This is a genomic window from Bacteroidales bacterium (assembly GCA_035647615.1).
Lineage (GTDB): Bacteria > Bacteroidota > Bacteroidia > Bacteroidales > 4484-276 > SABY01.
Genome location: DASRND010000019.1, coordinates 14,660 through 37,478, shown reverse-complemented (window position 1 = coordinate 37,478; position 22,819 = coordinate 14,660). Strand labels below are relative to the sequence as shown.

Below are 22,819 nucleotides of genomic sequence, written 5' to 3'. Positions count from 1 at the left end.
TCAGGCGTTTTTTTTCCACCATTTATAAAATGCTGCCCCCACATATTGTCCTGTAAAAAATGCAGCCACCAAAAAGAGATAGGTACTCCATCGGAAACCAATTTTGAGATAAAACCTCAGAAAGATGATGATGGGCACCGGGATATGGATGGCCAGAATCCACGCGAAACTATACCGGCGTGTGCTGCCGCGCCAAAAACCAAAGGGCAGGTTGATAACGAATGTCAACAAAGTGGCGAGCAACAGAGAAGCGGAAACGAGCATTTTTAAGATTTTATCTTGTCGCGCAGATATTGGCCGGTATAGGATTTTTCAGCTTTGACAATTTCTTCGGGCGTTCCCTCAAAAACGAGATATCCGCCCTGGTCGCCGCCTTCGGGACCCAGGTCGATGATATGATCGGCCGATTTGATAATTTCAGGATTGTGCTCTATCACCACGATGGTATGGCCGTTTTCGAGCAAAGCGTTAAACGCTTCGAGCAGTTTGCTGATGTCGTGAAAGTGCAGCCCTGTGGTGGGTTCATCGAAAAAGAAAAGCGTAGGGCTTTCGCCGGCGCCTTTGGTAAGAAATGAAGCCAGCTTGATGCGCTGCGCCTCGCCACCTGATAAAGTACTCGACGATTGTCCCAGTTTTAAATATCCCAACCCAACATCCTGTAATGGCTGCAGCCGGCTCATGATACGTTTTTCGGTAGCCGAAGCTTTGACGTTGTCGATGCCAAAAAAGTCGACTGCCTGATTGATGGTCATGTCGAGGATGTCGGCGATATTTTTGTCTTTGAATTTTACATCCAGAACTTCATCTTTGAAACGCTTGCCGCCGCAGGCTTCGCAGGTGAGATAGATGTCGGCCATAAACTGCATCTCTATCTTTACCACACCTTCGCCTTCGCATTCTTCGCAGCGACCGCCCTCAACATTAAAAGAAAAGAAACCCGGTTTGTAACCGCGCACCTTTGCCAGTTGTTGACTTGCGTAAAGCGCCCTGATTTCGTCGTAAGCTTTTACGTAAGTGGCAGGGTTAGATCGCGAGGAGCGCCCGATAGGATTCTGGTCGACAAACTCTACCGCCTCTATGCGCTTGAGATCGCCCTGCAACACGTCGTATTTTCCGGTTTTTTCAGAATATCCTCCGAGATGCCTTTTGATGGCAGGATGTAAAATCTGCCGCACCAGCGACGATTTTCCCGAGCCGCTAACACCCGTTATCACCGTAAAAACATTCAAAGGTATCTTTACAGAAATATCTTTGAGGTTATTTTCGCGGCATCCGGTGGCCTCTATGTAGTCGTTCGATTTACGCCGTATTGCCGGCACCGGAACCTCCAGCGTACCAGTCAGATATTTTGCCGTAAGGCTCTTACCACTTTGCAACAGCTCGGCGAGCGTTCCCGAAAATACCACCTCTCCCCCATGAACACCAGCCAGTGGACCAATATCGATGATTTGATCGGCTTGCCGCATAATGTGCTCGTCGTGCTCTACCACTATCACGGTATTGCCAAGTTGTTTCAAACGTTTGAGCACCATTATCAGGCGCTCTGTATCGCGCGGATGAAGTCCGATGCTGGGCTCGTCGAGGATGTACATCGATCCCACCAGGCTGCTACCGAGCGAAGTGGCCAGGTTGATGCGCTGCGATTCTCCTCCCGAGAGCGAGGACGACAAACGGTTTAGAGTGAGATAACCCAGACCCACATCACACAGAAATCCAAGACGGTTTTTGATTTCTAATAAAAGCCGTCGCGCCACACCCATCTCGTAGTCGGAAATATGAATGTCTTCAAAAAACCTCAAAAGTTTATCCAATGGCATCAGCACCAAGTCGGTGATGGAATGGTCATCCACCCTGACATATTGGGCGTCTTTGCGCAAGCGTGTACCGCGACAATCCGGGCAGATGGTTTTACCGCGATAGCGCGAAAGCATCACGCGGTACTGAATTTTATAGGTCTGTTCTTGTACCTGTTTAAAAAACTCATCAATGCCTTCAAAGTGTTTGTTGCCCGTCCACAACAGGTTACGTTGCTCCTGCGTGAGCTGGTTGTAAGGCTTGTGCACCGGAAATTTAAACTTCGGCGCAGCCATAACAAACCATTCGCGCCATTGCCCCATCTTCTCACCTTTCCAGGGAGCCACTGCCCCCACATACACCGAAAGACTTTTGTTAGGGATTACCAAATCTTCGTCGATGCCTATCACGCTGCCAAACCCCTCGCAACGTTTACAAGCCCCAAAGGGATTATTAAAACTAAAAAGATTCTCCGAGGGCTCTTCGAAAGTAATTTCGTCGAGCTCAAATTTATTGGAAAACTCATGCGAGGTCAGCTTGTCGCCATCATACACTTTTACGTAGCAGCGCCCCTTGCCTTCGTAAAAAGCAATCTGAACAGAATCGGCCACACGCGAGCGCAGATCATCTTCATCGGTTACCACCAACCGATCCACCACCACCTCTATCTCATCAGCATTTCCTTCGGCAAGTTTTGGATTTTTAATAATGTCTTCGATGCGGATAATTTCCTGATTGACGAGCAAACGTGTAAAGCCTTGCTGCAAAAGAACTGTAAGCTGGTCAGGCAATTTACGGGTACCGGCGCTGGTGATACAACTGGTGATGAGCACACGGGAATCGGCGGGCAGAGACACTACGAAGTTTACAACATCCGTTACCGAATGACGCACCACCTCCTGCCCCGACACCGGAGAAATTGTATGCCCGATACGTGCAAAAAGTAGTTTGAGATATTCGTAAATCTCGGTAGAAGTACCCACAGTTGAGCGCGGATTGCGCGAATTCACCTTTTGTTCGATGGCAATGGCGGGCGAAATACCCTTGATGTAATCGACTTCGGGCTTTTGCATGCGTCCCAAAAACTGCCGTGCGTAGGCGCTCAGACTCTCCACATAACGCCGCTGGCCTTCGGCATACAAGGTGTCGAAAGCCAACGATGACTTTCCGGAACCCGACAAGCCGGTAATTACAACCAATCGATTGCGTGCGATGGCAACATCAATGTTCTTCAGGTTGTGCACACGGGCACCTTTGATGAGGATAAATTTATGCGGGTCTAAGGTTTCGATATTATCAATTGACATGGAATTTGTTTTACCGTTTCATGGCATAATTCTTGAATGCTGAACACCCACAAAATTGCCGATTTATAAGGCAACAAAAGTAAAAGAAAATTTGGTGGTGTTAATATTTGTCTATATTTGCACCAACTTTTCAAAAGCATTGATTGACCATTAAATAAATTATTAACAAAAAATAGGAGACAGATTATCGAAAAAAAATTACGCTTGTGAAACAAACATAAAAAGGAGATCCGTATGAAAGCTCAATTTCCAAGTGATAAGGACTTAATTTGTCAATTTTTGGAAGGTAATCAGTACAGCCTTGAAAAGTTAATCCAACGCCACCAAAACAGGGTGTTTGCCTACATTCTGATGGTGGTAAAAGATAAACAGTTAGCTGATGACATTTTTCAGGATACGTTTATCAAAGTTATCAACACCATAAAATCGGGTGCTTACAGAGAGGAAGGGAAATTTATCCAGTGGGTGATGCGTATTGCTCACAACCTCATCATCGACCATTTCCGTAAGTCGAAGCGCCTGCCTACCGTTGAAAACGACAAAGATAATTTCGATATTTTCGACACCATTCGCTTTACCGATCCCAGTGTAGAAGACCGGATGATAACCGAACAAATACACGAAGATGTGCGTAAACTGATCGAATACCTTCCGCCTGAACAAAAGGAGGTGCTCTTTATGCGCCACTATTCAGAGATGAGTTTTAAAGATATTGCAGAGCAAACCGATGTGAGTATCAACACTGCTTTGGGACGTATGCGCTATGCACTGATCAATCTGCGCAAGCTCATAAAAGAAAAGAATGTGATCCTTACTAAGTAATTCCCGGGGCATGTAATAAAGCGCGCGCGTGGTTCGTTTGCTATTTTGTTCACTGATTTAATCATCAACAAAATAGCCTATGCAGAATCCTTTTACTCTTAACGATTTGATGTTCTTTGCTTATAGTGACCCGGAGTTTTCCGGCGACAACAGGTATCGAAACATGATTGAGGCTGATGAGAACCTTTCCAAAAAATTCAATACAGTCATGCGTGTTAAAAGATATGTTGCCAAACTGAAAGTCTCGCCAAGTCAAAGTACCATCAACAACATCTTGAATTATTCCAGAGCCTTATCTGTAATAAAAACACAAAATACAGGAAACTTCAGCTTACTGCTGAATTAAAAAAACTCTGACACAGAGAAAAGATTTTTCAACAAAAGCCACCCATACCAGGTGGCTTTTCTATTTTTGTAAAAAAACAATTGCATTGACAAAAAAAGAGAGATACACGCAGTTTATCGAATATTTTTCGCAGCACGAGCCTGAGCCCGAAACCGAGCTGAGATATTATACCCCCTACCAACTGCTTGTAGCAGTAATACTATCGGCGCAATGTACTGACAAACGTGTAAACATGATTACACCGGCTCTCTTCGACCGGTTCCCGAATCCTGCTACGCTTGCCGATGCCACCACCGATCAGGTTTACGAATTCATCAAAAGCTGCACCTATCCTAACAATAAAGCCAAACACCTCATCGGTATGGCCACCATGCTCCTGAAGGATTTTAGCGGCATTGTGCCATCAGAGATAGAACAACTTCAAAAGCTGCCGGGTGTGGGACGCAAAACAGCCAACGTAATTGCCTCCGTGGCTTTCAACCAACCAGCCATGGCAGTGGATACGCATGTGTTCAGAGTTTCCGCACGCATTGGACTTACCACCCGAAGCAAAACGCCACTCGACACGGAGAAGCAACTCGTGCAGAATATTCCCGAAGAATATATTTCGCGGGCACATCATTGGCTTATCCTGCACGGCCGTTACATCTGCCAGGCACGCAAACCCAAATGCGACCAATGCGGCATCGCCAATATTTGCAAATTTTATCAGCAACATCAAAGGAAATCAGCTCTTAATAAATCTTAAAGCACCAGCTAAGCGGATGATTTCATTAATTTTGTTGCTAAACATTTAATACACATTAATTATGGCATTTTTAAACAAGGGTGATAAAGCTCCCGATTTTCAGGTGAAAGATCAGGATGGAAAAATGGTGGCTCTGAAAGATTTCCTGGGTCACAAAGTCATTCTTTATTTCTATCCGAAAGCTGACACCCCCGGTTGCACTGCCGAAAGCTGCAACCTGCGCGACAACTACGACGACCTGCTGGGACGTGGTTACAAAATTATTGGCGTAAGTCCCGACACAGTAGAGAAGCAAAAAAAGTTTGCTGAGAAATATAACCTTCCTTTCTCGCTGCTCGCCGACACTGAGCTGGAGGTGATCAAAGCTTATGGTGCGTGGGGAACCAAAAGCATGTATGGAAAAAGCTATGAAGGCCTGCTGCGCACCACTTACGTGATAGATGAGAAAGGTAAGATTGAGAAAGTAATTACATCAGTAAAAACCAAAGACCATGCTGCACAGATCCTGCAGGCAATGGAAAATGATTAAATTTCAAAAATATTTATAATAAGAACCAAAATCATGGCTAAAGAAAAAAATGACACCGACAAGATAAAAGCGGATAAAATGCAAGCGCTACAGCTCACGCTGGGCAACATAGAGAAACATTACGGCAAAGGCGCCATCATGATGCTGGGCGACTCACCCATCGAAAACATGCCAACCATCTCCACAGGCTCCATCGGATTGGACGCTGCGCTTGGCGTTGGTGGGCTGCCCAAAGGAAGGATTGTAGAAATCTACGGGCCGGAGTCGTCGGGTAAAACCACCCTGGCCCTTCATGCCGTGGCCGAAGCACAAAAAGCGGGGGGCATTGCTGCATTTATCGATGCGGAGCATGCCTTCGACAGAATCTATGGTGAGAAGCTTGGCGTGGACACAAAAAATCTGCTGGTGTCGCAGCCCGACAACGGTGAGCAAGCGCTCGAGATTGCCGACAATCTGATTCGCTCAGGAGCCATCGACATCATTGTCATCGACTCGGTGGCAGCCCTCACGCCAAAAGCTGAAATAGAAGGCGAGATGGGCGACTCCAGGATGGGCTTGCAGGCACGGCTTATGTCGCAGGCTTTGCGCAAGCTTACCGCCACTATTAGCAAAACCGGCTCGATCTGTATTTTCATCAACCAGCTGCGCGAAAAAATCGGCGTCATGTTTGGCAACCCGGAGACTACCACCGGTGGCAACGCGCTGAAGTTTTATGCTTCTATCCGCCTCGATATTCGCCGCACAGGACAAATAAAAGACACCGAATCGGTAAGTGGTAACCGTGTGCGGGTAAAAGTGGTAAAGAACAAAGTTGCCCCGCCATTCCGTAGTGCCGAATTCGATATGATCTATGGAGAAGGTATTTCCAAGCTGGGCGAAATCATCGACCTGGGCGCAGAACATGAAATCATCAAAAAAAGCGGCTCCTGGTATAGCTACGGCGACACAAAACTGGGACAAGGACGCGACGCGGTGAAAAAACTCCTTGAAGACAACCCGGAACTTGCAGACGAGCTCGAAGCTAAAATCCGTGAAGTGATCAAATAGAACCTTCAAACATTAATTGACCGTACTTCCTCGTTTTAGATAAATGGCAATGGATGTACGATGGCGAACACTTTTATTATCAGCATCCAGCATTAAAAATCAACACCTTTTTGCTATCAATATTATTTTAATAAAACGCATTTCAAAGCAGTAGCTTTAATTTTGCTAAAAATGTTGCGGTTCATTATGAGAATACAATTTATAAAAACGACAGCTTTGATGGCTATTGCCGCTTTGATTTTTGCTGTAAGCGGATGCAATACCGAAAATGCCAACCAGCACGACGCCACATCCGAAAATACAGACACTGTGCTGATGATGCTGAATAAAGCTATTTCTAACAATGCTGACAACGACGCCGCTTACATTAGCCGCGCGGATTACTATCTTTTGATGAATAATGTAGATAGTGCTTTGCGCGATATTCTCATCGCCATCAGTATCGACGATAAGAATGCCAATCATTATATCACCCTGTCGGATGCCTATCTGGCCGACGGCAATCCCGACAAATGCCTCGACGCACTCGATAAAGCGCTTCATCTAAATCCCGAAAGCCGCGAAGCATTTCTCAAAAAAGCACAGCTTTATCTAATCATGCGCGATTACAAAGAAAGCCGCGCCGCCCTCACACAACTGCTCGATCTGGATGGGATCAATCCTAAAGCATACTTTATTGCCGCCATCGGCCAACTGGAACAAGCTGATACTGCTGCTGCCATCCGCAGCCTTCAGACAGCTGTAGATCAGGATCAGGAATATTTTGAGGCGCAGCTTGAATTGGGGATCATCTTTGCTGCACAAAAAAACCCCGTCGCGGTAAGCTACCTCAGAAATGCCATCGAGCTACGCCCTCGCACATTGGAACCTTATTATCAGCTCGGCTTGTTTTTTCAGGAAAACGATAAAACCGAAAGCGCTATCAAAACCTACCAAAACATACTCGACATAGCTCCCGAATATGTTCCGGCACTTTACAACCTGGGCTATATCCATCTGGTTTATTTAAATGATTTTGCCAGAGCAGCCGATTATTTCACGCAGGTTATCACCCTGGCGCCCGGGTACACCGAGGCCTGGTATAATCGTGGTTTTACCTATGAACAAATGGGGCAATACGATATGGCGCGCTCTGACTACAACGCAGCGCTGGAGAAAACAAGCAACTTTCAAAAGGCCATCGAAGGCCTCAACAGACTGGATGAGAAGCATTAGCTATTTGGTTTCTCTACGGCAATTCACCATTAAATCCCAAACGCAATAAAACAACCGTCAGTAGCCGGTGCTAACAATCACAAATAAATTTCAATGTTAAAAACTCAATGACCAAATTCGTACGAATTTGGTTTTTTGTTATAAAAACATCGACTTTACAAACAGATACTATTTAGCCTGGAGCTCAAAAGATCAATGGTGGGCAGCTTTCTTGAGATGCGCAATCTTGCAGCTGCTTTGTGCCTGAAAACATGAGCTGCATGCCGAAGGCTCTTTTTGATAAAAAAAACGAACCATTTTTACCACCATTATTACAAAGGTGGCAGCTAAGATTAGATATGTTAGAATTTCCTGTACCATAATTCACAAAATTTTAAAATACTAAAAGTCCTATCCGATAGGTCAAAAATGACAGGACATAAGCCAGCACCGTGGTGTAGCCGACCAAAAACAAAGCCCATTTCCACCCACCGGTTTCTTTTTTAACGGCAGAAACCACTGCAATGCATGGGAAATAAATCAACACAAAAATCAAAAATGCCAAAGCCACCGCAGGAGTAAACACAGGCTGGCCTTCGAGCGGTCCATCGGTGTGGCGCTGGTGCTGGATTTTTTGTGACAGTGTGTGGCCAGACATTCCTTCTTCGGAATCCTGATACAAAACACCCATCGTGCTCACCACAATTTCTTTGGCCGCCGCCCCGGTAATCAAGGCCACACCCATTTTCCAGTCGAAGCCCAAAGGTGCTATCGCCGGCTGAAACCAATGCCCCAGCTTCCCGATGTAACTATTTTGCAAACGATAGGTTGCTTTTTGCTCCTGCAAACGCAAAACCTGTAATTGCTCATCATGCTCCAGTTGTTGCACCTGATCGATATCGTCGGCCATGTGTAGATCGGAAATCTGATCCTGGTGTTCTTGCTGTACCAATGCAATCTGCTGATCGAACGCCTCCATGTGCTCTTTGTGCAATGGAAAATAGCCAGCGGCCCATATTATTATTACAGCAATTAAAATTACACCGCCCATTTTCCGCAGGTACTGCGAACCTTTGAACCACATATTGCGAACAATGGCTTTGAGCGTGGGCAACCGGTAGGGCGGCAACTCCATGACAAAGGGCGCTTCCTGATTTCTAAATATTGTTTTCTTAAACAAAACTGCTATCAGAGCAGCTACCAAAATACCAAAACCATAGATGCCAAAAAGAATGGTACTGGGGTGCTCCGGAAAAACGGCTCCGATGATAAGAATGTAAACAGGCAGTCGCGCGCTACACGACATAAATGGATTGATAAGAATAGTGAGGATACGGTCGGAACGCGACTCGATGGTACGCGTGGCCATGATGGCCGGCACGTTGCATCCAAATCCCATCAACATCGGAATAAACGATCGGCCATGCAAACCGATTTTGTGCATAATCCTGTCCATGATAAAAGCTACTCTGGCCATGTAACCTGTATCTTCCATAAAAGAAATAAAGAAGAACAGGATGAGAATGTTGGGTAGAAATACCAACACGCTGCCCACCCCGGAAATGATTCCGTCGGTAAGCAGATCTTTGAGCATACCGGGAGTCATATAGGTGCTTACAAATCCGTTGAGTGCTCCAAAACCGGCGTCGATCCATTGCATGGGATATTCGCCCAACGTAAAAGTGCTGTAAAACATCAGCCACATAAAAAACAAGAAGATCGGGAAACCAAAAACGCGGTGCGTCAGGAAGGTGTCTACAACCTCCGTTTCGTTTCGGGTGCTGCGACTGTGACGATTTTCCTGAAATGTTTCGCGTAGAGCGCCGGCAATGAAACCATATTTGAAATCGGTGACCATGGATTCGGTGTCGTCCTGGAAATCTTTTTCCAAAAGCTCTATCTCGCGTTCGGCAATACGACTGATGTCGGGATAGTTGGGCAACTTACCCAACGAAAAATGCGCCGATTCGTCTTTTTCGAGCAGCTTGATGGCGTAATAACGTGACGAAACTTTATCGGTGAGTGACTTATTTTTCCAAATCTCATCCTGAATCCTGCTGATGCTACGCTCCATGGGCTTTCCATAATGAATATGGATGTGCCGCATGATGGGGTCGCGGTCTTCGTACACATCTATTACTTTGCGAAAAAGCGTGCGGATGCCTTTTCCTTTCGAGCCAATCGTAGGTACGAAAGGGATCCCGAGCATTTTTCCGAGCGCCCGGTGGTCGAACTTGTCGCCTTTTGCAGAAAGCTCGTCGTACATATTGAGGGCCACCACCACCTTAATATCCATGTCGATAAGCTGGGTGGTGAGGTAAAGATTACGTTCGAGATTGGAAGCGTCGAGTACGTTGATGACAATGTCGGGGAAATGCCCCAGGATATGCTTGCGCACGTACAACTCTTCGGGAGTATAAGCGCTCAGCGAATAGGTTCCGGGCAAATCCACCAGGTTGAAAGTATAACCGTCGAGCTTGAAGTGAGCCATTTTGGCATCCACAGTTACGCCGCCATAATTGCCCACCTTTTCGCGTGAACGTGAAGCAAAGTTAAAAATGGTGGTTTTGCCGGAGTTGGGATTTCCTACCAGAGCAATATCGATGGTCTTGCCTTTTTCGACGGCCTTCAATTTAAGAATGTCGTCGCTGATGGTGCCCTGAAAGGGGAGTCCGTTTCCATTATTAATTTCTGATTCTTTCGTTACCACCGACACCAAACGCGCCTCGCTACGCCGCAGCGACACCTCATAATTCATCAGCCTGTACTCGATGGGGTCGCGCAAAGGTGCATTGCGGATTACCTCCACCTCTTTGCCTTTCACAAAACCCATCTCAGTGAGGCGTTTGCGAAAAGCGCCACGCCCTTTTACTTTCGAGATAAAAGCTTTATCGCCTTGTTTTAATTCGCTTAAGTTCATTTTAACTCTTTAAGCTGGTAATGATAATTTAGAATCAATAAAGATTGCAAATTTACCCAAAAATCAATCCATAACCACATGGTAGCCTGATGATGACTTATTTAGAAAGCCTGGAGATTTCTAAAACAATGTATTAACAATCAATTAGGTAGCTAAATACTTATTTAGAATGTGGCCTTTATAGCCAGGGGTTTGTTGAGTATTGTAAGTCGGTGTAGGGGTTCCTAGGATTTGCCTGCTTAATTGTCAGTGATTGATTTGAGAGGATCACTACTTAGCAAAGCCTCAACGAAGTGTTTGCAAAAAAAGAATCACTCCTCCTCGCTGGCCTAAATGGGGAGGCCATCAACGCCGGTCATTGCTGTCGGGCGATTTTCGCTGTAAAGATTATAATGCAGAACCTTGAGCAGGTTCACAATCCGGAAACCCCAGTGTGCCTGAAACAATTCGCGCATCTCCCACACCGCAACCTTTTTGGCATCACGCAATGGTTTTTGATACAGCAGCACGAAATCCCTCATGTCCTGGTAAATATCCGTAAAACCATCGGCCAGGCTACCTTTTATCAGTTCGTTGAGCGGGTTATCATTTTCGTTGAACCAGTATTCGTCGTCTTTTCCCAGCTTTTCGCGCAAAGCGTTAAAAACATTTTGCCACTGCTCTTCGGTTACATATTTCTCGTTGGCTTCGTAGTGTTCGGGCGTTACTTTCGGCAGCACCGAGCCGCGCACATACAACAACGACAGAGCTTTATGCATGTAATCGAAAATTTCGCCCACGGAGTAATTATCGATCTCTTCGATAAACAAACAATACTTCTGCGCCACCGCTACAAATTCCAATACAAAAGGAGAGTAAACCGGTTCTTTTAAAATGTCTTCGTTTTCCATAGTAATGTTGTCAAGTTATCGGGTTATCAAATTGTCGGGTTGTTATTTAGGGCTGCCGACTGAGAACTGTGAACTGCCGGCTGCCTTCTCCCCTACCCTCCCGCAGCAATGGCTTTGTAACCTTCACTTTTGAGGATTGCCAGCACCTTTTCGCGCACTTCGCCTTGTATTATGATTTCACCTTCTTTGGCCGATCCACCGGTTCCACAGCGCGTCTTGAGAAGTTTGGCCAGAGACTCCAAATCCTCCGTGGTTCCCACGAAACCTTTCACCAGCGTCACCACCTTTCCCTTGCGCATCTTGCGATCGAGCCATACTTTCAGGTTTTGTTGGGCAGGACTTAGTGTTTCCTCCTGTGCCTCTTCCTGAAATTGGAATGAAAAATCGGGATTGGTGGAATAAACAATGTCGCCGGTAATTTTTTTGAACTTTTTAGCCATTATTGAAAATATTCCTTCATCCTATTGAAAATGCCGCGCTGACTTTTGGAGGGGCTGGGTTTGAAGCTTTCGGATTCGTCGAGCTTCTGCAGCAGCTCGCGTTCTTCGCGGCTGAGGCTTTGTGGCGTCCACACGCTGATGTTCACCAGCAAATCGCCGCGCCCATATTGTTGCAGGTGTGGGATGCCTTTATTTTTTAGTCGCAACACCTTACCGGAATGTGTACCTGCTTCGATGCTCACCTTGGCTTTCCCGTCGAGGGTGGGCACATAGGCGGTAGCTCCCAGCGCTGCTTCGGCAAAAGAGATAAAATGATTGTAGATGAGGTTGTCGCCGTCGCGGATGAGTGATTCGTGCTCGGCTTCTTCTATCACTACGATGAGGTCGCCATTGATGCCGCCCCGGGCTCCCGCGTTTCCTTTACCACTCACCGAAAGCTGCATATCCTGGGCTACGCCAGCGGGGATTTCGATGCTAATCACCTCTTCGCCACGCACGATGCCATCGCCGTTGCAGGAAGCACATTTGCTGGTGATTACCTGCCCTTCGCCACCGCAGGCCGGGCAAGTGCTTGCCGTTTGCATTTGCCCCAGAAAAGTATTGGTAACGCGCGTTACCTGGCCTGAACCATGACAAGTGCTGCATGTGCTGTAGGAGCTGCCACCTTTGGCACCGCTTCCCGAGCACTCTTCGCACTTTTTATACTTATTAACTTTTATTTTTTTATTGATTCCATTGGCAATTTCCTCGAGGGTAAGCTTTACGCGCACACGTAAATTGCTGCCCCTGTTGACACGACGTCGCCGGCTGCTACTGCCAAAACCGCCACTAAAGCCGCCAAAGGCGCTGCCAAAGATGTCGCCGAAATTGGAGAAGATGTCTTCCATCGACATGTCGTAGCCACCACCGCCTTGCCCACGTAAACCATCATGACCAAAACGGTCGTAACGCTGACGCTTATCGTTGTCGTTCAGCACTTCATAAGCTTCGGCAGCTTCTTTAAATTTATCTTCGGCTTTGTGATCGCCGGGATTTTTGTCGGGATGGTAACGTATCGCCATTTTGCGGTAAGCTTTTTTTATCTCACCTTCGTTGGCATCGCGTGTTATCTCCAGTATTTCGTAGTAATCTCGTTTTGTCATGACTCGTAATTCCTTTGCAAAAAAATGCTTTATCCCTTGTGGGTTATTGCCCCACCACTACGCGGGCAAAGCGAATAACCTTGCCTTTGAGCATGTAACCTTTTTGAATTTCGTCGACAACCTTACCCACCAGGTCGGGAGCAGGTGCGGGAATGTTGGTGATGGCTTCGTGAAAATCGGTATCAAATGTTTCGCCAATCGACTTCATTGGCTCCAGACCACTGCGCATCAACAGGTTTTTTAGTTTATTGTATATCAACCGCATTCCTTCGACGCTGCTTGCAACTTTGGGGTCGTCAGCATCATCGAGCAGTTGCATGGCACGATCAAAATCGTCGAGCACCGGCAGCAGCTCTTTTATCAATCCGGCCGAAGCGGTGTCGAGCAGTTCGATGCGCTCTTTGTTGGTACGCTTGCGATAATTATCAAATTCGGAAAACAGGCGCAGATACTTGTCGCTGAGCTCGGCAAGGTTCCCTTCAAGTTCATTGATACGGGTCTCAAGCCGGGCACGCTCCTGCTTTCTTATTATAGTCCGCATTATCTTCTTATCATCACGGTGTACTTCTTCATCGGTGTGCTGATGCTTATTCCCATCCTTTGGTTTTGAATTTTTATTTTTGGGGCTTTTTGTTTTCTCGTCCATCTTTTTTTATTTATTAAAAAATCAACTTCCCTGAATAACTGCTAAAATTAAATGAGCCATGGCTAATCAAATAATTTGCCACTGGCTCATTTAACGTCAAATTGTCATTCCTGTAAAATGATTATTCCTTCATCAATTTTCGAAGGGCTTCCGCTAATTGTTCGCCATGCAGGTTTTTGGCAATGATTACGCCCTTTTGGTCGATGAGAAAATTCGTGGGGATGGCACGCACATTATATGTTTTGGCAGCCATCGAATGCCAACCCTGCAAGTCGCTTACATGCGTTTCCCAAAACAAGCCGTCGGCTTCTATGGCTTTGCTCCAGTCCTGGCGAGTTTTGTCGAAGGAGATGCTTAGGATTTTAAAACCTTCGGCATCTTTAAATTTTTTGCTTTGAAAATCTCTGTAAGTCTTCACCAACACAATGTTCTCGCGGCGGCATGGTCGGCACCATGATGCCCAAAAATCGACCAGGACAATGCTTCCGCGAAGCTCAGAGATTTTGTGTGGATTGCCATCCAAATCATTCAGGGTAATGTCAGGCAAAACATTGCCTGGCTCCACTCCTGTTGTTCGCGACACCTGTGCCCGGATTGGACTGGCAACAAGCAGCAGTGATGCGATTATTATCGTTGTAACAATAAAATATTTTTTCATAATGAATTAATTCAAATTCTACTATTTGAATACATTTTCCACCTGTCTCATGCAACGCTCAATCGGGCGTCTTTACATATCAAATAATATCATTTAAATCCTTTCAATTTCCGCGCCAAGTGCACGCAGGCGTCCGTCGATGTTCTGATAGCCCCGGTCAATCTGCTCAATGTTGTCGATGATGCTTTTGCCTTCAGCCGAGAGGGCGCTGATCAACAATGCTACTCCGGCACGGATGTCGGGCGAACTCATGCGGATGCCGCGCAGCTTGTATTGCCTGTCGAGGCCGATAACTGTGGCGCGGTGCGGGTCGCACAGGATAATGCGTGCGCCCATGTCGATAAGTTTATCAACAAAAAACAAACGGCTCTCAAACATCTTTTGGTGAATCAGTACGCTGCCTTTGGCTTGTATGGCTACCACCAGAGCAATACTTATCAGGTCGGGCGTAAATCCGGGCCAGGGCGCGTCGGCAATGGTCATGATGGAGCCGTCCATGAAAGTTTCTATTTCGTAGCCTTCCTGTTCGGGGATTACAATGCTGTCGGCGTTGAGCTGCATTTTGATGCCCAGCCTTCTGAAAACGTCGGGGATAATGCCCAGATCGGCAGGATTGACACCGGCAATTTTAATATTGGATTGTGTGAGCGCGGCCATGCCAATAAAGCTTCCTACCTCGATCATGTCGGGCAACAGCCTGTGGCTACAGCCCGAAAGTGCCTCTACACCATTTACGGTAAGCAGGTTGGAGCCGATGCCTTCGATGCGGGCGCCCATGCTATTGAGCATCTTGCAAAGCTGCGCCACATAAGGTTCGCAGGCAGCATTGAAGATGGTGGTTGTACCTTTTGCCAAAGTAGCAGCCATCACCACATTGGCGGTGCCGGTAACGGAAGCTTCGTCGAGAAGCATGTAAGTACCTTCGAGCCGCTCAGCTACGACACTGTAATAGTTTTTTTGAAAATCGTAATCGAATTTAGCCCCCAGCTTTTCCAATCCTATAAAATGGGTGTCGAGCCGACGCCGACCTATTTTATCACCGCCGGGCTGTGGAATAAATGCTTTGCCAAAACGCGCCAGCAACGGCCCGATGATCATGATACTGCCACGCAACTGTGCACTCTTTTTGCGAAACTCGTCTGTGAGCAGGATATCGAGCTGGATGTCAGAAGCCGTAAAACGCCAGGTTGCTTCGGCAGTTTTTTCCGCCTCCACACCAAGCAGTTTGAGTAAATCGATGAGTTTTATTACATCACGAATCTCCGGAATGTTACTGATGGTAACCGGTTGGCGTGTAAGCAGCACAGCACAAATTACCTGAAGGGCTTCATTTTTGGCACCCTGTGGGATAATCTCACCGCTGAGCCTTTTGCCACCACAAATTTCAAAAGAACTCATTATAAAATTTTTTAAGTGTTATTAATTTTTTGGACGATTTTGTCTTCTCGGTGGCCTATTGCTGCCATGCTGCTGGCGTGGCTGGAAGCTCTTTGTAGACTTTTTGCGAGGCTTGGTACCCAATAGCTCGTTGGTGCTGGTAAACTGATAATTGCTGTCGAGCTCGAGTTTACCTTCAGACAATTCATCAAAATGTTTTTTTATCAGTCCATCGTCCACCGAATCGCGGTTCCAGGTGAGATAGGATTTCTTCAGGTGGTTGGCAATATTTTTGACAAGCTCTTTTTTGTCGTCACCGTCAGGATATTCAGCAACCTCCCCAATGATGTTCTCTATGTTTTTTCCATAATAAATAAAGCGCATGTTCTTGCGGGGGTATTCCAGGTTTTGTGGAGCTTTGGTAAGCACTTCGCGGTCGGGCACCGGAAAGGGGCTGTCCACGTCGAGCCTGAAACCGGAGACGATGTGGAGATGATCCCACAGCCGCTGCCGCAGCTCGGGCGAGTCCTTCTGCTGCGAATGAATGTTGGCCATAATATCCACGACCACATGTGCCAGTTGGGTACGCTTGGTGCGGTCTTCGGTATTCACTACAATCTCAACGATTTTTTGCAGATTACGCCCATATTCGGGGATGATGATGTGTTCGCGTTGGCTATTGTATTCCATTTATTTATGATATTTATTTTTTAATATAGCATTCTTTGTTGATAATCAAAAGCCCATGGCTGGCTCATCAAACGCCGGCCACTTCGGCTTTTAGCCGTTCGGCATTTTCGGCAAGCTGCAACTGATCGATGATTTCCTGAATATTTCCATCGACTATCGATTGCAGATTGTACAGGGTGAGATTGATGCGGTGATCGGTGACGCGGCCTTGCGGGTAATTATAGGTCCTGATCTTGGCTGAGCGGTCGCCTGTTGAAACCATCGTTTTACGCTTTGACGAAATTTCTTCAAGATATTTCTGATATTCCATTTCATATAATCTCGAACGCAACACGGACAAGGCTTTCTGGTAATTTTTCATCTGCGATTTCTGATCCTGACAGGTAGAAACAATGCCGGTGGGGATGTGCGTGAGCCGCACCGCTGAATAGGTGGTATTTACGCTTTGCCCGCCAGGCCCCGAGGAGCAGTAAAGATCTTTGCGGATATCGGCAGCTTTCAGGTCAACGTCGAATTCGTCGGCTTCAGGAAGCACCACCACCGACGCTGCCGAAGTATGCACGCGCCCCTGCGTTTCGGTTTGTGGCACACGCTGCACACGGTGCACACCCGACTCGTATTTCATCTGGCCATACACATTGTCGCCGATTACGTTGAAGATGATTTCCTTAAAACCACCCACCGTTCCTTCGGTAACGTCCACGCCTTCGAGCTTCCAGTTTTTGCTTTCGCAATATTTCTGATACATCCTGTAAATGTCGCCGGCAAAGATGCTGGCTTCGTCGCCACCGGTGCCGGCGCGTATCTCGACAATGGCATTTTTGCTGTCTTGCGGATCGGCGGGGATGAGCATCAGGCGCACTTCCTCTTCGAGTATCTCCCGGCATTCGAGCAGATCGCTAAGCTCTTCTTTGGCCATAGCCTTAAACTCTTCGTCTTTCTCATTTTTTAATACTTCACGCGCCGAAACTATGTTTCCTTCTATGTTCACCAGAATTTCATAACTATCCACCACAGGTTGCAGTTCTTTATAACTTTTGCCGAGCTGGATAAACTTCTTCATATCGGCCATAGCCGATGGTTCATTCATTTGCTTTTCTATTTCTTTCCAGCGATTTTTGATCGCTTTCAGTTTGTCAAGCATATTTGTTGCGGGTGCTGATATCATTTGAAATTAAATAAAAGGGGCAAAGATAAAACAATTATACCAACGCTGATGGCATACAAGGTATTGCAAATCACTGCAAAAGGGTCTTTTCTGACTGATAATCAGGAAATTTTGCGTACAAAAAGCTGGGTATTAATATAGCGTGTAACACGCACCGGAGTATCTTTATCAATAAAGCCGGATTCGGCTGTAGCATCGAAGATTTCATCGTCGATAAGAACCTTGCCGGCAGGGCGCAAAACGGTACGTGCTATGCCATCGCGGTTAAGCATGTTGGTGTAGCTACTTTGTGCTGAGGTAAATCCTTCCGATTTTTCCTGCGTCGACGACAGAGCCAGTCCGCCAAATACGTTGCTGGTGAAAAGCTTCTTGCTAAAATAAATACTGCCCACCAGCGCCAAAAAGGCAGCGATAATTACTGTAAAGAGCGCTACTGCAACGTCGTTGATGTGGAGCATAGAAAAATCAAATCCGGTGTTGTCGAGCATACTCAGCATCAACCCGGCCACTACCAGAATAATTCCTGAAATGCCCGCGACGCCAAACCCCGGCAACGCAAATATTTCCACAGCTATCAACACCACGCCAACAATAAAAATGATGATCTCCCAGTGCGCCGCCAGTCCTTCCACATAAAGCGGTGCAAAATAAAGCAGCGCAGCCAAAATGGATGCTGCGATGGGAAAACCTATGCCGGGCGTCTGTAGCTCGAAGTAGATGCCGCCGATGATAATCATGATGAGCAACCCGGAGATAAGAGGATTTATCAAAAAACGGATGATGCGATCGCTCACCGTTAATTCGTAGCGGATAATCTGATAATCGGTGATGCCGGCAGCTGTAAGCACCTCGGGAATGGTATTGGCAGTCCCTTCGCAAAAGCCGTATTTCATAGCTTCGGAGGCGGTGAAGGTGATCACTGCTCCGGAATCGGAGATGCCGGGAACCATTATGCGCGGATCGACCATACCTTCGGCGATCAGCGGATTGCGGCCGCTGGCCTCGGCGGTGGAACGCATCATAGATCGCATGTACGATTGGTATTTGTCGGGCAGTGCTTCTCCGGTTTGGTTTACTACCGTGGCTGCACCGATGTTGGCGCCCGGACGCATGTAGATACTATCGGCAGCAATGGAAATCAGCGCTCCGGCTGAGGCGGCGTTATTATCGATAAAAACCCATACTGGTATTTTCGATTGAAGGATGGCTGTGCGAATACTGTCGGCAATGTCCAGAGCGCCGCCATAGGTGTTCATGTGGATCAGGATAATATCGGCAGCAGTGTCGCGCGCAGCCTTCAGAGAGTGGCGCGTGATGTGCCAGGCTGGTGCTGAAATTTCTTCTTTGAGTTCAAAAACATAAACCCGTTTCGGTCTTAATGTATCAGCATCTGATTGCGCCCAAACGGACGACACCCGGAGTGTGGTAAGGAAAACCAAAAGTAAGATTCCGGCTAAACGACCGGCGGCAAGTATCTTTTGCATTTTTTTACAGCTATAATATTTTTTTTAATTTCCTTTAGAAATTTAACCCTAATCCATTTTTCATCAAATTCCAAAACTCCAAAATTCTACATTTTTAAAAAACAAAACACGCAAAGTAAATCTAATATCAATCAACTTTATAACCTTACAATCCGAGAACTTCTTTTTATGGCTTTTCCGTCGGATCTAATCTTTTACCGACGACACATCAAGAGCTAAAACGAAAACGTTATTTGCCGTCCGGCTCCTTTGACGGAAAATATTTCCTGACAGTCTGCATCAACTCGTCATGAATTTTACCGTTTGAAGCCACCAGTTCAGCGCCAAAAATATAATTATTTCCGCCATCGAAATCTGTTATTCTGCCTCCGGCCTGCTGCACGATGAGCGCTCCGGCTGCCACATCCCAGGCATTGAGGCCATATTCGTAAAAAGCTTCAAAGCGTCCACACGCCATCCAGGCCAAGTCGGCAGCAGCCGAACCCAGCCGGCGCACGCCATGCGAATGCCGCAAAAAATGCTCAAACATCCTCAGGTAAGACGGCAGCTTTCCGTAATCGGCATATGGAAACCCTGTGACCAGCAGACTGTCGGCTACTTTTCGAGCATCGCTTACGCGGATAATTTTATCATTACAATAAGCAGCACTGCCTTTCCAGGCATAAAAACATTCGTCGAGATTAATTTCATACACCACCCCTATCACCACCTCCAGGTGTTCCATCAAGGCAATGCTCACCGAAAAAATCGGAACTCCATGTATGAAGTTGGTAGTGCCATCGAGCGGGTCGATCACCCAATTGTAGCGCTCTGCCCGCTTGGTAGCTGTATCTTCTTCGGCAATAAAACCAGCACCCGGCACCAGACCGATGAGTGCTTCCACAATCATCATTTCGGCAGTTTTATCCACATACGATACAAAATCGTGCAGCCCCTTGGTTTCGACCGACTGCATCGAAAAGTTGCGGCTCTCCTGCCTGATGTAAGCTCCGGCTTTGCGTGCTATGTCGATGGTTTTATAGGTGAGATTTTCAAGATTAACAACAGAATTCATGACGTTTTTAAAATTTAAAATGATAGCTCTTGTGAATTTCCAAATTCCAAATAAAACAAAATACAAATAAGTTCCAATATTCAAAAACCAAAAAAACCGAAACTGATGCGTGTTGATTATTGATTTTCTGAGATTTATTTCCCTTCGGGTGCAAATATCTAAAATAAAACAACCCGAAGGCACCTGCCACCATCAGACAGATGACTATGATCTGGATCTGCGTTAGCTCCAGGACGGCCAACTGGTAAGGTATGTTGCGGCACTCAAGTTCGATAATAAAACGCACAAGCCAACCCTACTGTAACAAAAGTCAATGCAACAAAAAAACAGTACGTTTGCACTGGGATGTTAAAATAAATTCCGGTGAGATCGGCGATAAGATCGGTGGTGCGGGGATAAGCTCAAAAAACAAAGCTGAGATTTGGATGTTAATAAAATCAAAGGACATTGTTCGGGTGTTAAAAAAGTGAAAATAGATTTCCCATACAACTCAATGTTATATTTTTGTTGAAAATCAATACAACAACAACCCCATGTTGAAAAGATTTAGAAATAAATTGAAAACATTATCGGATCAGGATTTCCTGGACAAGCTGATTCATCACGACATTTATCCGCGCAAATATTACCCCGTAATAGAACAAGAGGCGCGCAGCCGCTTTTTTAGCAACCGGCATTTTAATGGTGAAAACGATAATTACATCCACCCTAACACTCTCCGACCCACCGCTACGCGTAAAAATATCGTAACCGGCACGGTGATGATTGTGGCTGCTGCAGCATTGGTTTTCGTTCTCTTGTATTCGCTCAGCACCAACCACCTTCCCTATTTGCACACCACTTCGGCCAGCCGGGCTGGCTCCACCATAAAACCGCCTGCAGATCCTTCGCCCGCTAACCAAAGAGTTATAGCTGTTGCTAATGAAGATGCAGACAATGAAAATATTAGCATTCAGCCGGAAACTGTAAATCCTGACAAATCCGATCAAATTGTTCATGATCAAAATTCGGCATCTTCTGAGCCTACTGTAGCATCTCCCGCTGAAAATCCAAAACGCAACAAATACCTTCAGTGGGAAGCATCCTATCGGCCAATTTATGTGACCCCCGAAAAACAAGTTGTTCCCGTTGCAACTACTTTGGAAGCTGAAGAAACTACTCCCGCACCCATCGAAGACAATCAGCAACTTGCGCAAAATACGCAACCAGAAGTCGAACCGGCTGTTCCTGAAAAACTCGTTACAGAAACTACTGCCCCAGCAAAACAAGAAATTGCCAGCCCGGAGGAGCCTAAACCTGAAAAAGAAATACCGGTAGCAGAAAAGCCAAATTCAGAACCGACAGTGGTCACTAACAAAGAGCCTCTCAGCGACTACAGCAATGTATCGCAGCTCTCGGTGCCGATGCTGCGGAAATTTATACCTTTTATCAACGACTGGGCTTACCAGCAAACCCAGATGCCGGGCATAAAGGATTATTATGTCGAAAATAATTCGCTGGTAAATCTGGTGCTCACACGTGAATATTCTGATTCTCTGGCTGCATTTCAACACCAGAAGGCTCCGCAGATGATGAACCGCTATTTTAGCGCGCTCAAAGCCAAGCTGGGTGAAGATTTTCCGCATGTACAAATTGAGATAAAATTTTTGAAATACAACGCAGATTTATAATCGGCTTTCATTCCCATCTACCCGAAAATCGCTGCAGCAAAATCCCTCCTACAATTAATGCCAGACCGGTAATGGTTGAAACCATGATGGTTTCGCCAACGGTATACTTTATCCATATCAACGAAAGAAAGGGCGAGAGAAAAATCAGATTAGAAATTTTGGCGGTAGTTGTGCAATACCGCAACGCTTTGAGCCACAACACAAAGGTGATACCCATCTCAAACAAACCGATATAAACACTGCCGGCAAGTCCGCGCACATCAGGCAACCGGAAGCCTTTGGTAAGGAGCAGATAAATAACGACATAGAGCAATCCAAAGCTAAAGTTGAGAAAAAGCTTGATGATCTCTTCTTTTTTGTCTTTTACATTAAAAATCCAATACAACGACCAGAAAATAGCGCTGCCTGCGGCCAGGAGCACCCCCGGAACACTGCTGAAATGCAGGCTCAGTAAATTCCCGCCGGTGGCTATTACCAGAGTTCCCACAAAACTTATCAGCACAGCAACCAAACTTACCCAACCAATGCGCTGGTGCAGCAATGGCACCGAGAGCAGCACCAACACCACCGGCCATATGTAATTGATCGTACCGGCTTCCTGTGCAGGCAGAAGCTCATAAGCGCGTATCAGCACGAGGTAATAAAGGAAAGGATTGAGAAAGCCGAGCACCGCAGCCAGACGCACATCATGCCAGCGCAGATAACGCAACTTCTTTAGCCGCCCGGTAACAGCCATCGCCGTAAGGAAAAAAATAAATGATACCAACGAAGCGTAAAAAAGCAGATCGGCAAAGGCGATGTATCGCAAAGTGATTTTGAAAGCCGAGCCAATGGTCGACCACAGTGCCACAGTAATTAGCGCATAGATGTAGGCCTTCTTCTTGTTTTTCATT

The 22,819-nt window shown here is 46.3% G+C and carries 21 protein-coding genes; 7 read left to right on the top strand and 14 right to left on the bottom strand.

From position 1 onward, the window contains the following. Together VFC92_06810 and uvrA are read right to left on the bottom strand one after the other, a co-directional pair. Entirely contained in the window at window positions 1-264 is a 264-nt protein-coding gene (locus VFC92_06810) for a hypothetical protein (GenBank protein HZK07896.1), read from the bottom strand. A 2-nt stretch (window positions 265-266) separates the two neighbouring features. Continuing rightward, the gene (uvrA, locus tag VFC92_06805) at window positions 267-3,101 is read right to left on the bottom strand and encodes an excinuclease ABC subunit UvrA (GenBank protein HZK07895.1); all 2,835 of its coding nucleotides are present in this window, start codon (window positions 3,099-3,101) and stop codon (window positions 267-269) included. A 234-nt stretch (window positions 3,102-3,335) separates the two neighbouring features. Between uvrA and VFC92_06800 the strand changes: the two genes are divergently transcribed. The 6 genes from VFC92_06800 to VFC92_06775 all read left to right on the top strand — a co-directional run bounded on the left by VFC92_06800 (window position 3,336) and on the right by VFC92_06775 (window position 7,808). Then, entirely contained in the window at window positions 3,336-3,923 is a 588-nt protein-coding gene (locus tag VFC92_06800) for a sigma-70 family RNA polymerase sigma factor (GenBank protein ID HZK07894.1), read from the top strand. 79 nt (window positions 3,924-4,002) lie between these two features. After that, the gene (locus tag VFC92_06795; GenBank protein ID HZK07893.1) at window positions 4,003-4,269 is read left to right on the top strand and encodes a hypothetical protein; all 267 of its coding nucleotides are present in this window, start codon (window positions 4,003-4,005) and stop codon (window positions 4,267-4,269) included. Between the two features lie 85 nt (window positions 4,270-4,354). Further along, window positions 4,355-5,017 carry an endonuclease III gene (gene nth, locus VFC92_06790; GenBank protein ID HZK07892.1) on the top strand — a complete coding sequence of 221 codons (663 nt, stop codon included), beginning with the start codon at window positions 4,355-4,357 and terminating at the stop codon, window positions 5,015-5,017. 61 nt (window positions 5,018-5,078) lie between these two features. Beyond that, the gene (bcp, locus tag VFC92_06785; protein HZK07891.1) at window positions 5,079-5,546 is read left to right on the top strand and encodes a thioredoxin-dependent thiol peroxidase; all 468 of its coding nucleotides are present in this window, start codon (window positions 5,079-5,081) and stop codon (window positions 5,544-5,546) included. Window positions 5,547-5,579: 33 nt separating this feature from the next. Further along, window positions 5,580-6,593 carry a recombinase RecA gene (gene recA / locus VFC92_06780; protein HZK07890.1) on the top strand — a complete coding sequence of 338 codons (1,014 nt, stop codon included), beginning with the start codon at window positions 5,580-5,582 and terminating at the stop codon, window positions 6,591-6,593. Window positions 6,594-6,779: 186 nt separating this feature from the next. After that, complete coding sequence (locus VFC92_06775; protein ID HZK07889.1) at window positions 6,780-7,808, top strand: tetratricopeptide repeat protein; 1,029 nt, start codon at window positions 6,780-6,782, stop codon at window positions 7,806-7,808. Between the two features lie 373 nt (window positions 7,809-8,181). Here the strand turns inward: VFC92_06775 and feoB are convergent, their stop codons facing one another. From feoB to VFC92_06720, 11 genes are all read right to left on the bottom strand, one after another. Then, entirely contained in the window at window positions 8,182-10,707 is a 2,526-nt protein-coding gene (gene feoB, locus VFC92_06770) for a ferrous iron transport protein B (GenBank protein ID HZK07888.1), read from the bottom strand. Between the two features lie 329 nt (window positions 10,708-11,036). Continuing rightward, window positions 11,037-11,597, bottom strand: a complete 561-nt coding sequence (locus VFC92_06765; protein HZK07887.1) for a DUF5063 domain-containing protein — start codon at window positions 11,595-11,597, stop codon at window positions 11,037-11,039. A 92-nt stretch (window positions 11,598-11,689) separates the two neighbouring features. Beyond that, window positions 11,690-12,037 carry a translation initiation factor gene (locus VFC92_06760; protein ID HZK07886.1) on the bottom strand — a complete coding sequence of 116 codons (348 nt, stop codon included), beginning with the start codon at window positions 12,035-12,037 and terminating at the stop codon, window positions 11,690-11,692. After that, on the bottom strand, window positions 12,037-13,179 hold the full coding sequence (gene dnaJ, locus VFC92_06755; protein HZK07885.1) for a molecular chaperone DnaJ: 1,143 nt from the start codon (window positions 13,177-13,179) through the stop codon (window positions 12,037-12,039). Before dnaJ ends, VFC92_06760 begins: the two co-directional genes overlap by 1 nt. Before the next feature lie 43 nt (window positions 13,180-13,222). Beyond that, on the bottom strand, window positions 13,223-13,825 hold the full coding sequence (locus tag VFC92_06750; protein HZK07884.1) for a nucleotide exchange factor GrpE: 603 nt from the start codon (window positions 13,823-13,825) through the stop codon (window positions 13,223-13,225). A gap of 121 nt (window positions 13,826-13,946) precedes the next feature. Next, entirely contained in the window at window positions 13,947-14,483 is a 537-nt protein-coding gene (locus VFC92_06745; GenBank protein HZK07883.1) for a TlpA disulfide reductase family protein, read from the bottom strand. Between the two features lie 93 nt (window positions 14,484-14,576). Then, window positions 14,577-15,881: a UDP-N-acetylglucosamine 1-carboxyvinyltransferase gene (murA, locus tag VFC92_06740; GenBank protein ID HZK07882.1), complete on the bottom strand. Its 1,305-nt coding sequence runs from the start codon at window positions 15,879-15,881 to the stop codon at window positions 14,577-14,579. Between the two features lie 21 nt (window positions 15,882-15,902). Next, on the bottom strand, window positions 15,903-16,550 hold the full coding sequence (locus tag VFC92_06735) for a DUF4290 domain-containing protein (protein HZK07881.1): 648 nt from the start codon (window positions 16,548-16,550) through the stop codon (window positions 15,903-15,905). Between the two features lie 67 nt (window positions 16,551-16,617). Next, window positions 16,618-17,694: a peptide chain release factor 1 gene (gene prfA, locus VFC92_06730; GenBank protein HZK07880.1), complete on the bottom strand. Its 1,077-nt coding sequence runs from the start codon at window positions 17,692-17,694 to the stop codon at window positions 16,618-16,620. A 125-nt stretch (window positions 17,695-17,819) separates the two neighbouring features. Next, on the bottom strand, window positions 17,820-19,202 hold the full coding sequence (locus VFC92_06725) for an NfeD family protein (protein ID HZK07879.1): 1,383 nt from the start codon (window positions 19,200-19,202) through the stop codon (window positions 17,820-17,822). Between the two features lie 229 nt (window positions 19,203-19,431). Continuing rightward, entirely contained in the window at window positions 19,432-20,256 is an 825-nt protein-coding gene (locus VFC92_06720; GenBank protein HZK07878.1) for an inositol monophosphatase family protein, read from the bottom strand. Window positions 20,257-20,813: 557 nt separating this feature from the next. Between VFC92_06720 and VFC92_06715 the strand changes: the two genes are divergently transcribed. Then, on the top strand, window positions 20,814-21,926 hold the full coding sequence (locus tag VFC92_06715) for a hypothetical protein (protein HZK07877.1): 1,113 nt from the start codon (window positions 20,814-20,816) through the stop codon (window positions 21,924-21,926). A gap of 7 nt (window positions 21,927-21,933) precedes the next feature. Here the strand turns inward: VFC92_06715 and VFC92_06710 are convergent, their stop codons facing one another. Continuing rightward, entirely contained in the window at window positions 21,934-22,818 is an 885-nt protein-coding gene (locus tag VFC92_06710; GenBank protein ID HZK07876.1) for a DMT family transporter, read from the bottom strand. Window position 22,819 lies beyond the last annotated feature (1 nt).

Excerpts from the sequence above, each read along its gene's own strand:
- VFC92_06765 (HZK07887.1), bottom strand. The coding sequence starts at position 11,597 with ATGGAAAACGAAGACATTTTAAAAGAACCGGTTTACTCTCCTTTTGTA.
- dnaJ (HZK07885.1), bottom strand. The coding sequence starts at position 13,179 with ATGACAAAACGAGATTACTACGAAATACTGGAGATAACACGCGATGCC.
- bcp (HZK07891.1), top strand. The coding sequence starts at position 5,079 with ATGGCATTTTTAAACAAGGGTGATAAAGCTCCCGATTTTCAGGTGAAA.
- VFC92_06725 (HZK07879.1), bottom strand. The coding sequence starts at position 19,202 with ATGCAAAAGATACTTGCCGCCGGTCGTTTAGCCGGAATCTTACTTTTG.
- VFC92_06760 (HZK07886.1), bottom strand. The coding sequence starts at position 12,037 with ATGGCTAAAAAGTTCAAAAAAATTACCGGCGACATTGTTTATTCCACC.
- prfA (HZK07880.1), bottom strand. The coding sequence starts at position 17,694 with ATGCTTGACAAACTGAAAGCGATCAAAAATCGCTGGAAAGAAATAGAA.
- VFC92_06800 (HZK07894.1), top strand. The coding sequence starts at position 3,336 with ATGAAAGCTCAATTTCCAAGTGATAAGGACTTAATTTGTCAATTTTTG.
- VFC92_06745 (HZK07883.1), bottom strand. The coding sequence starts at position 14,483 with ATGAAAAAATATTTTATTGTTACAACGATAATAATCGCATCACTGCTG.
- uvrA (HZK07895.1), bottom strand. The coding sequence starts at position 3,101 with ATGTCAATTGATAATATCGAAACCTTAGACCCGCATAAATTTATCCTC.
- VFC92_06810 (HZK07896.1), bottom strand. The coding sequence starts at position 264 with ATGCTCGTTTCCGCTTCTCTGTTGCTCGCCACTTTGTTGACATTCGTT.
- VFC92_06735 (HZK07881.1), bottom strand. The coding sequence starts at position 16,550 with ATGGAATACAATAGCCAACGCGAACACATCATCATCCCCGAATATGGG.
- recA (HZK07890.1), top strand. The coding sequence starts at position 5,580 with ATGGCTAAAGAAAAAAATGACACCGACAAGATAAAAGCGGATAAAATG.
- feoB (HZK07888.1), bottom strand. The coding sequence starts at position 10,707 with ATGAACTTAAGCGAATTAAAACAAGGCGATAAAGCTTTTATCTCGAAA.
- VFC92_06720 (HZK07878.1), bottom strand. The coding sequence starts at position 20,256 with ATGAATTCTGTTGTTAATCTTGAAAATCTCACCTATAAAACCATCGAC.
- VFC92_06795 (HZK07893.1), top strand. The coding sequence starts at position 4,003 with ATGCAGAATCCTTTTACTCTTAACGATTTGATGTTCTTTGCTTATAGT.
- VFC92_06775 (HZK07889.1), top strand. The coding sequence starts at position 6,780 with ATGAGAATACAATTTATAAAAACGACAGCTTTGATGGCTATTGCCGCT.
- murA (HZK07882.1), bottom strand. The coding sequence starts at position 15,881 with ATGAGTTCTTTTGAAATTTGTGGTGGCAAAAGGCTCAGCGGTGAGATT.
- VFC92_06750 (HZK07884.1), bottom strand. The coding sequence starts at position 13,825 with ATGGACGAGAAAACAAAAAGCCCCAAAAATAAAAATTCAAAACCAAAG.
- VFC92_06710 (HZK07876.1), bottom strand. The coding sequence starts at position 22,818 with ATGAAAAACAAGAAGAAGGCCTACATCTATGCGCTAATTACTGTGGCA.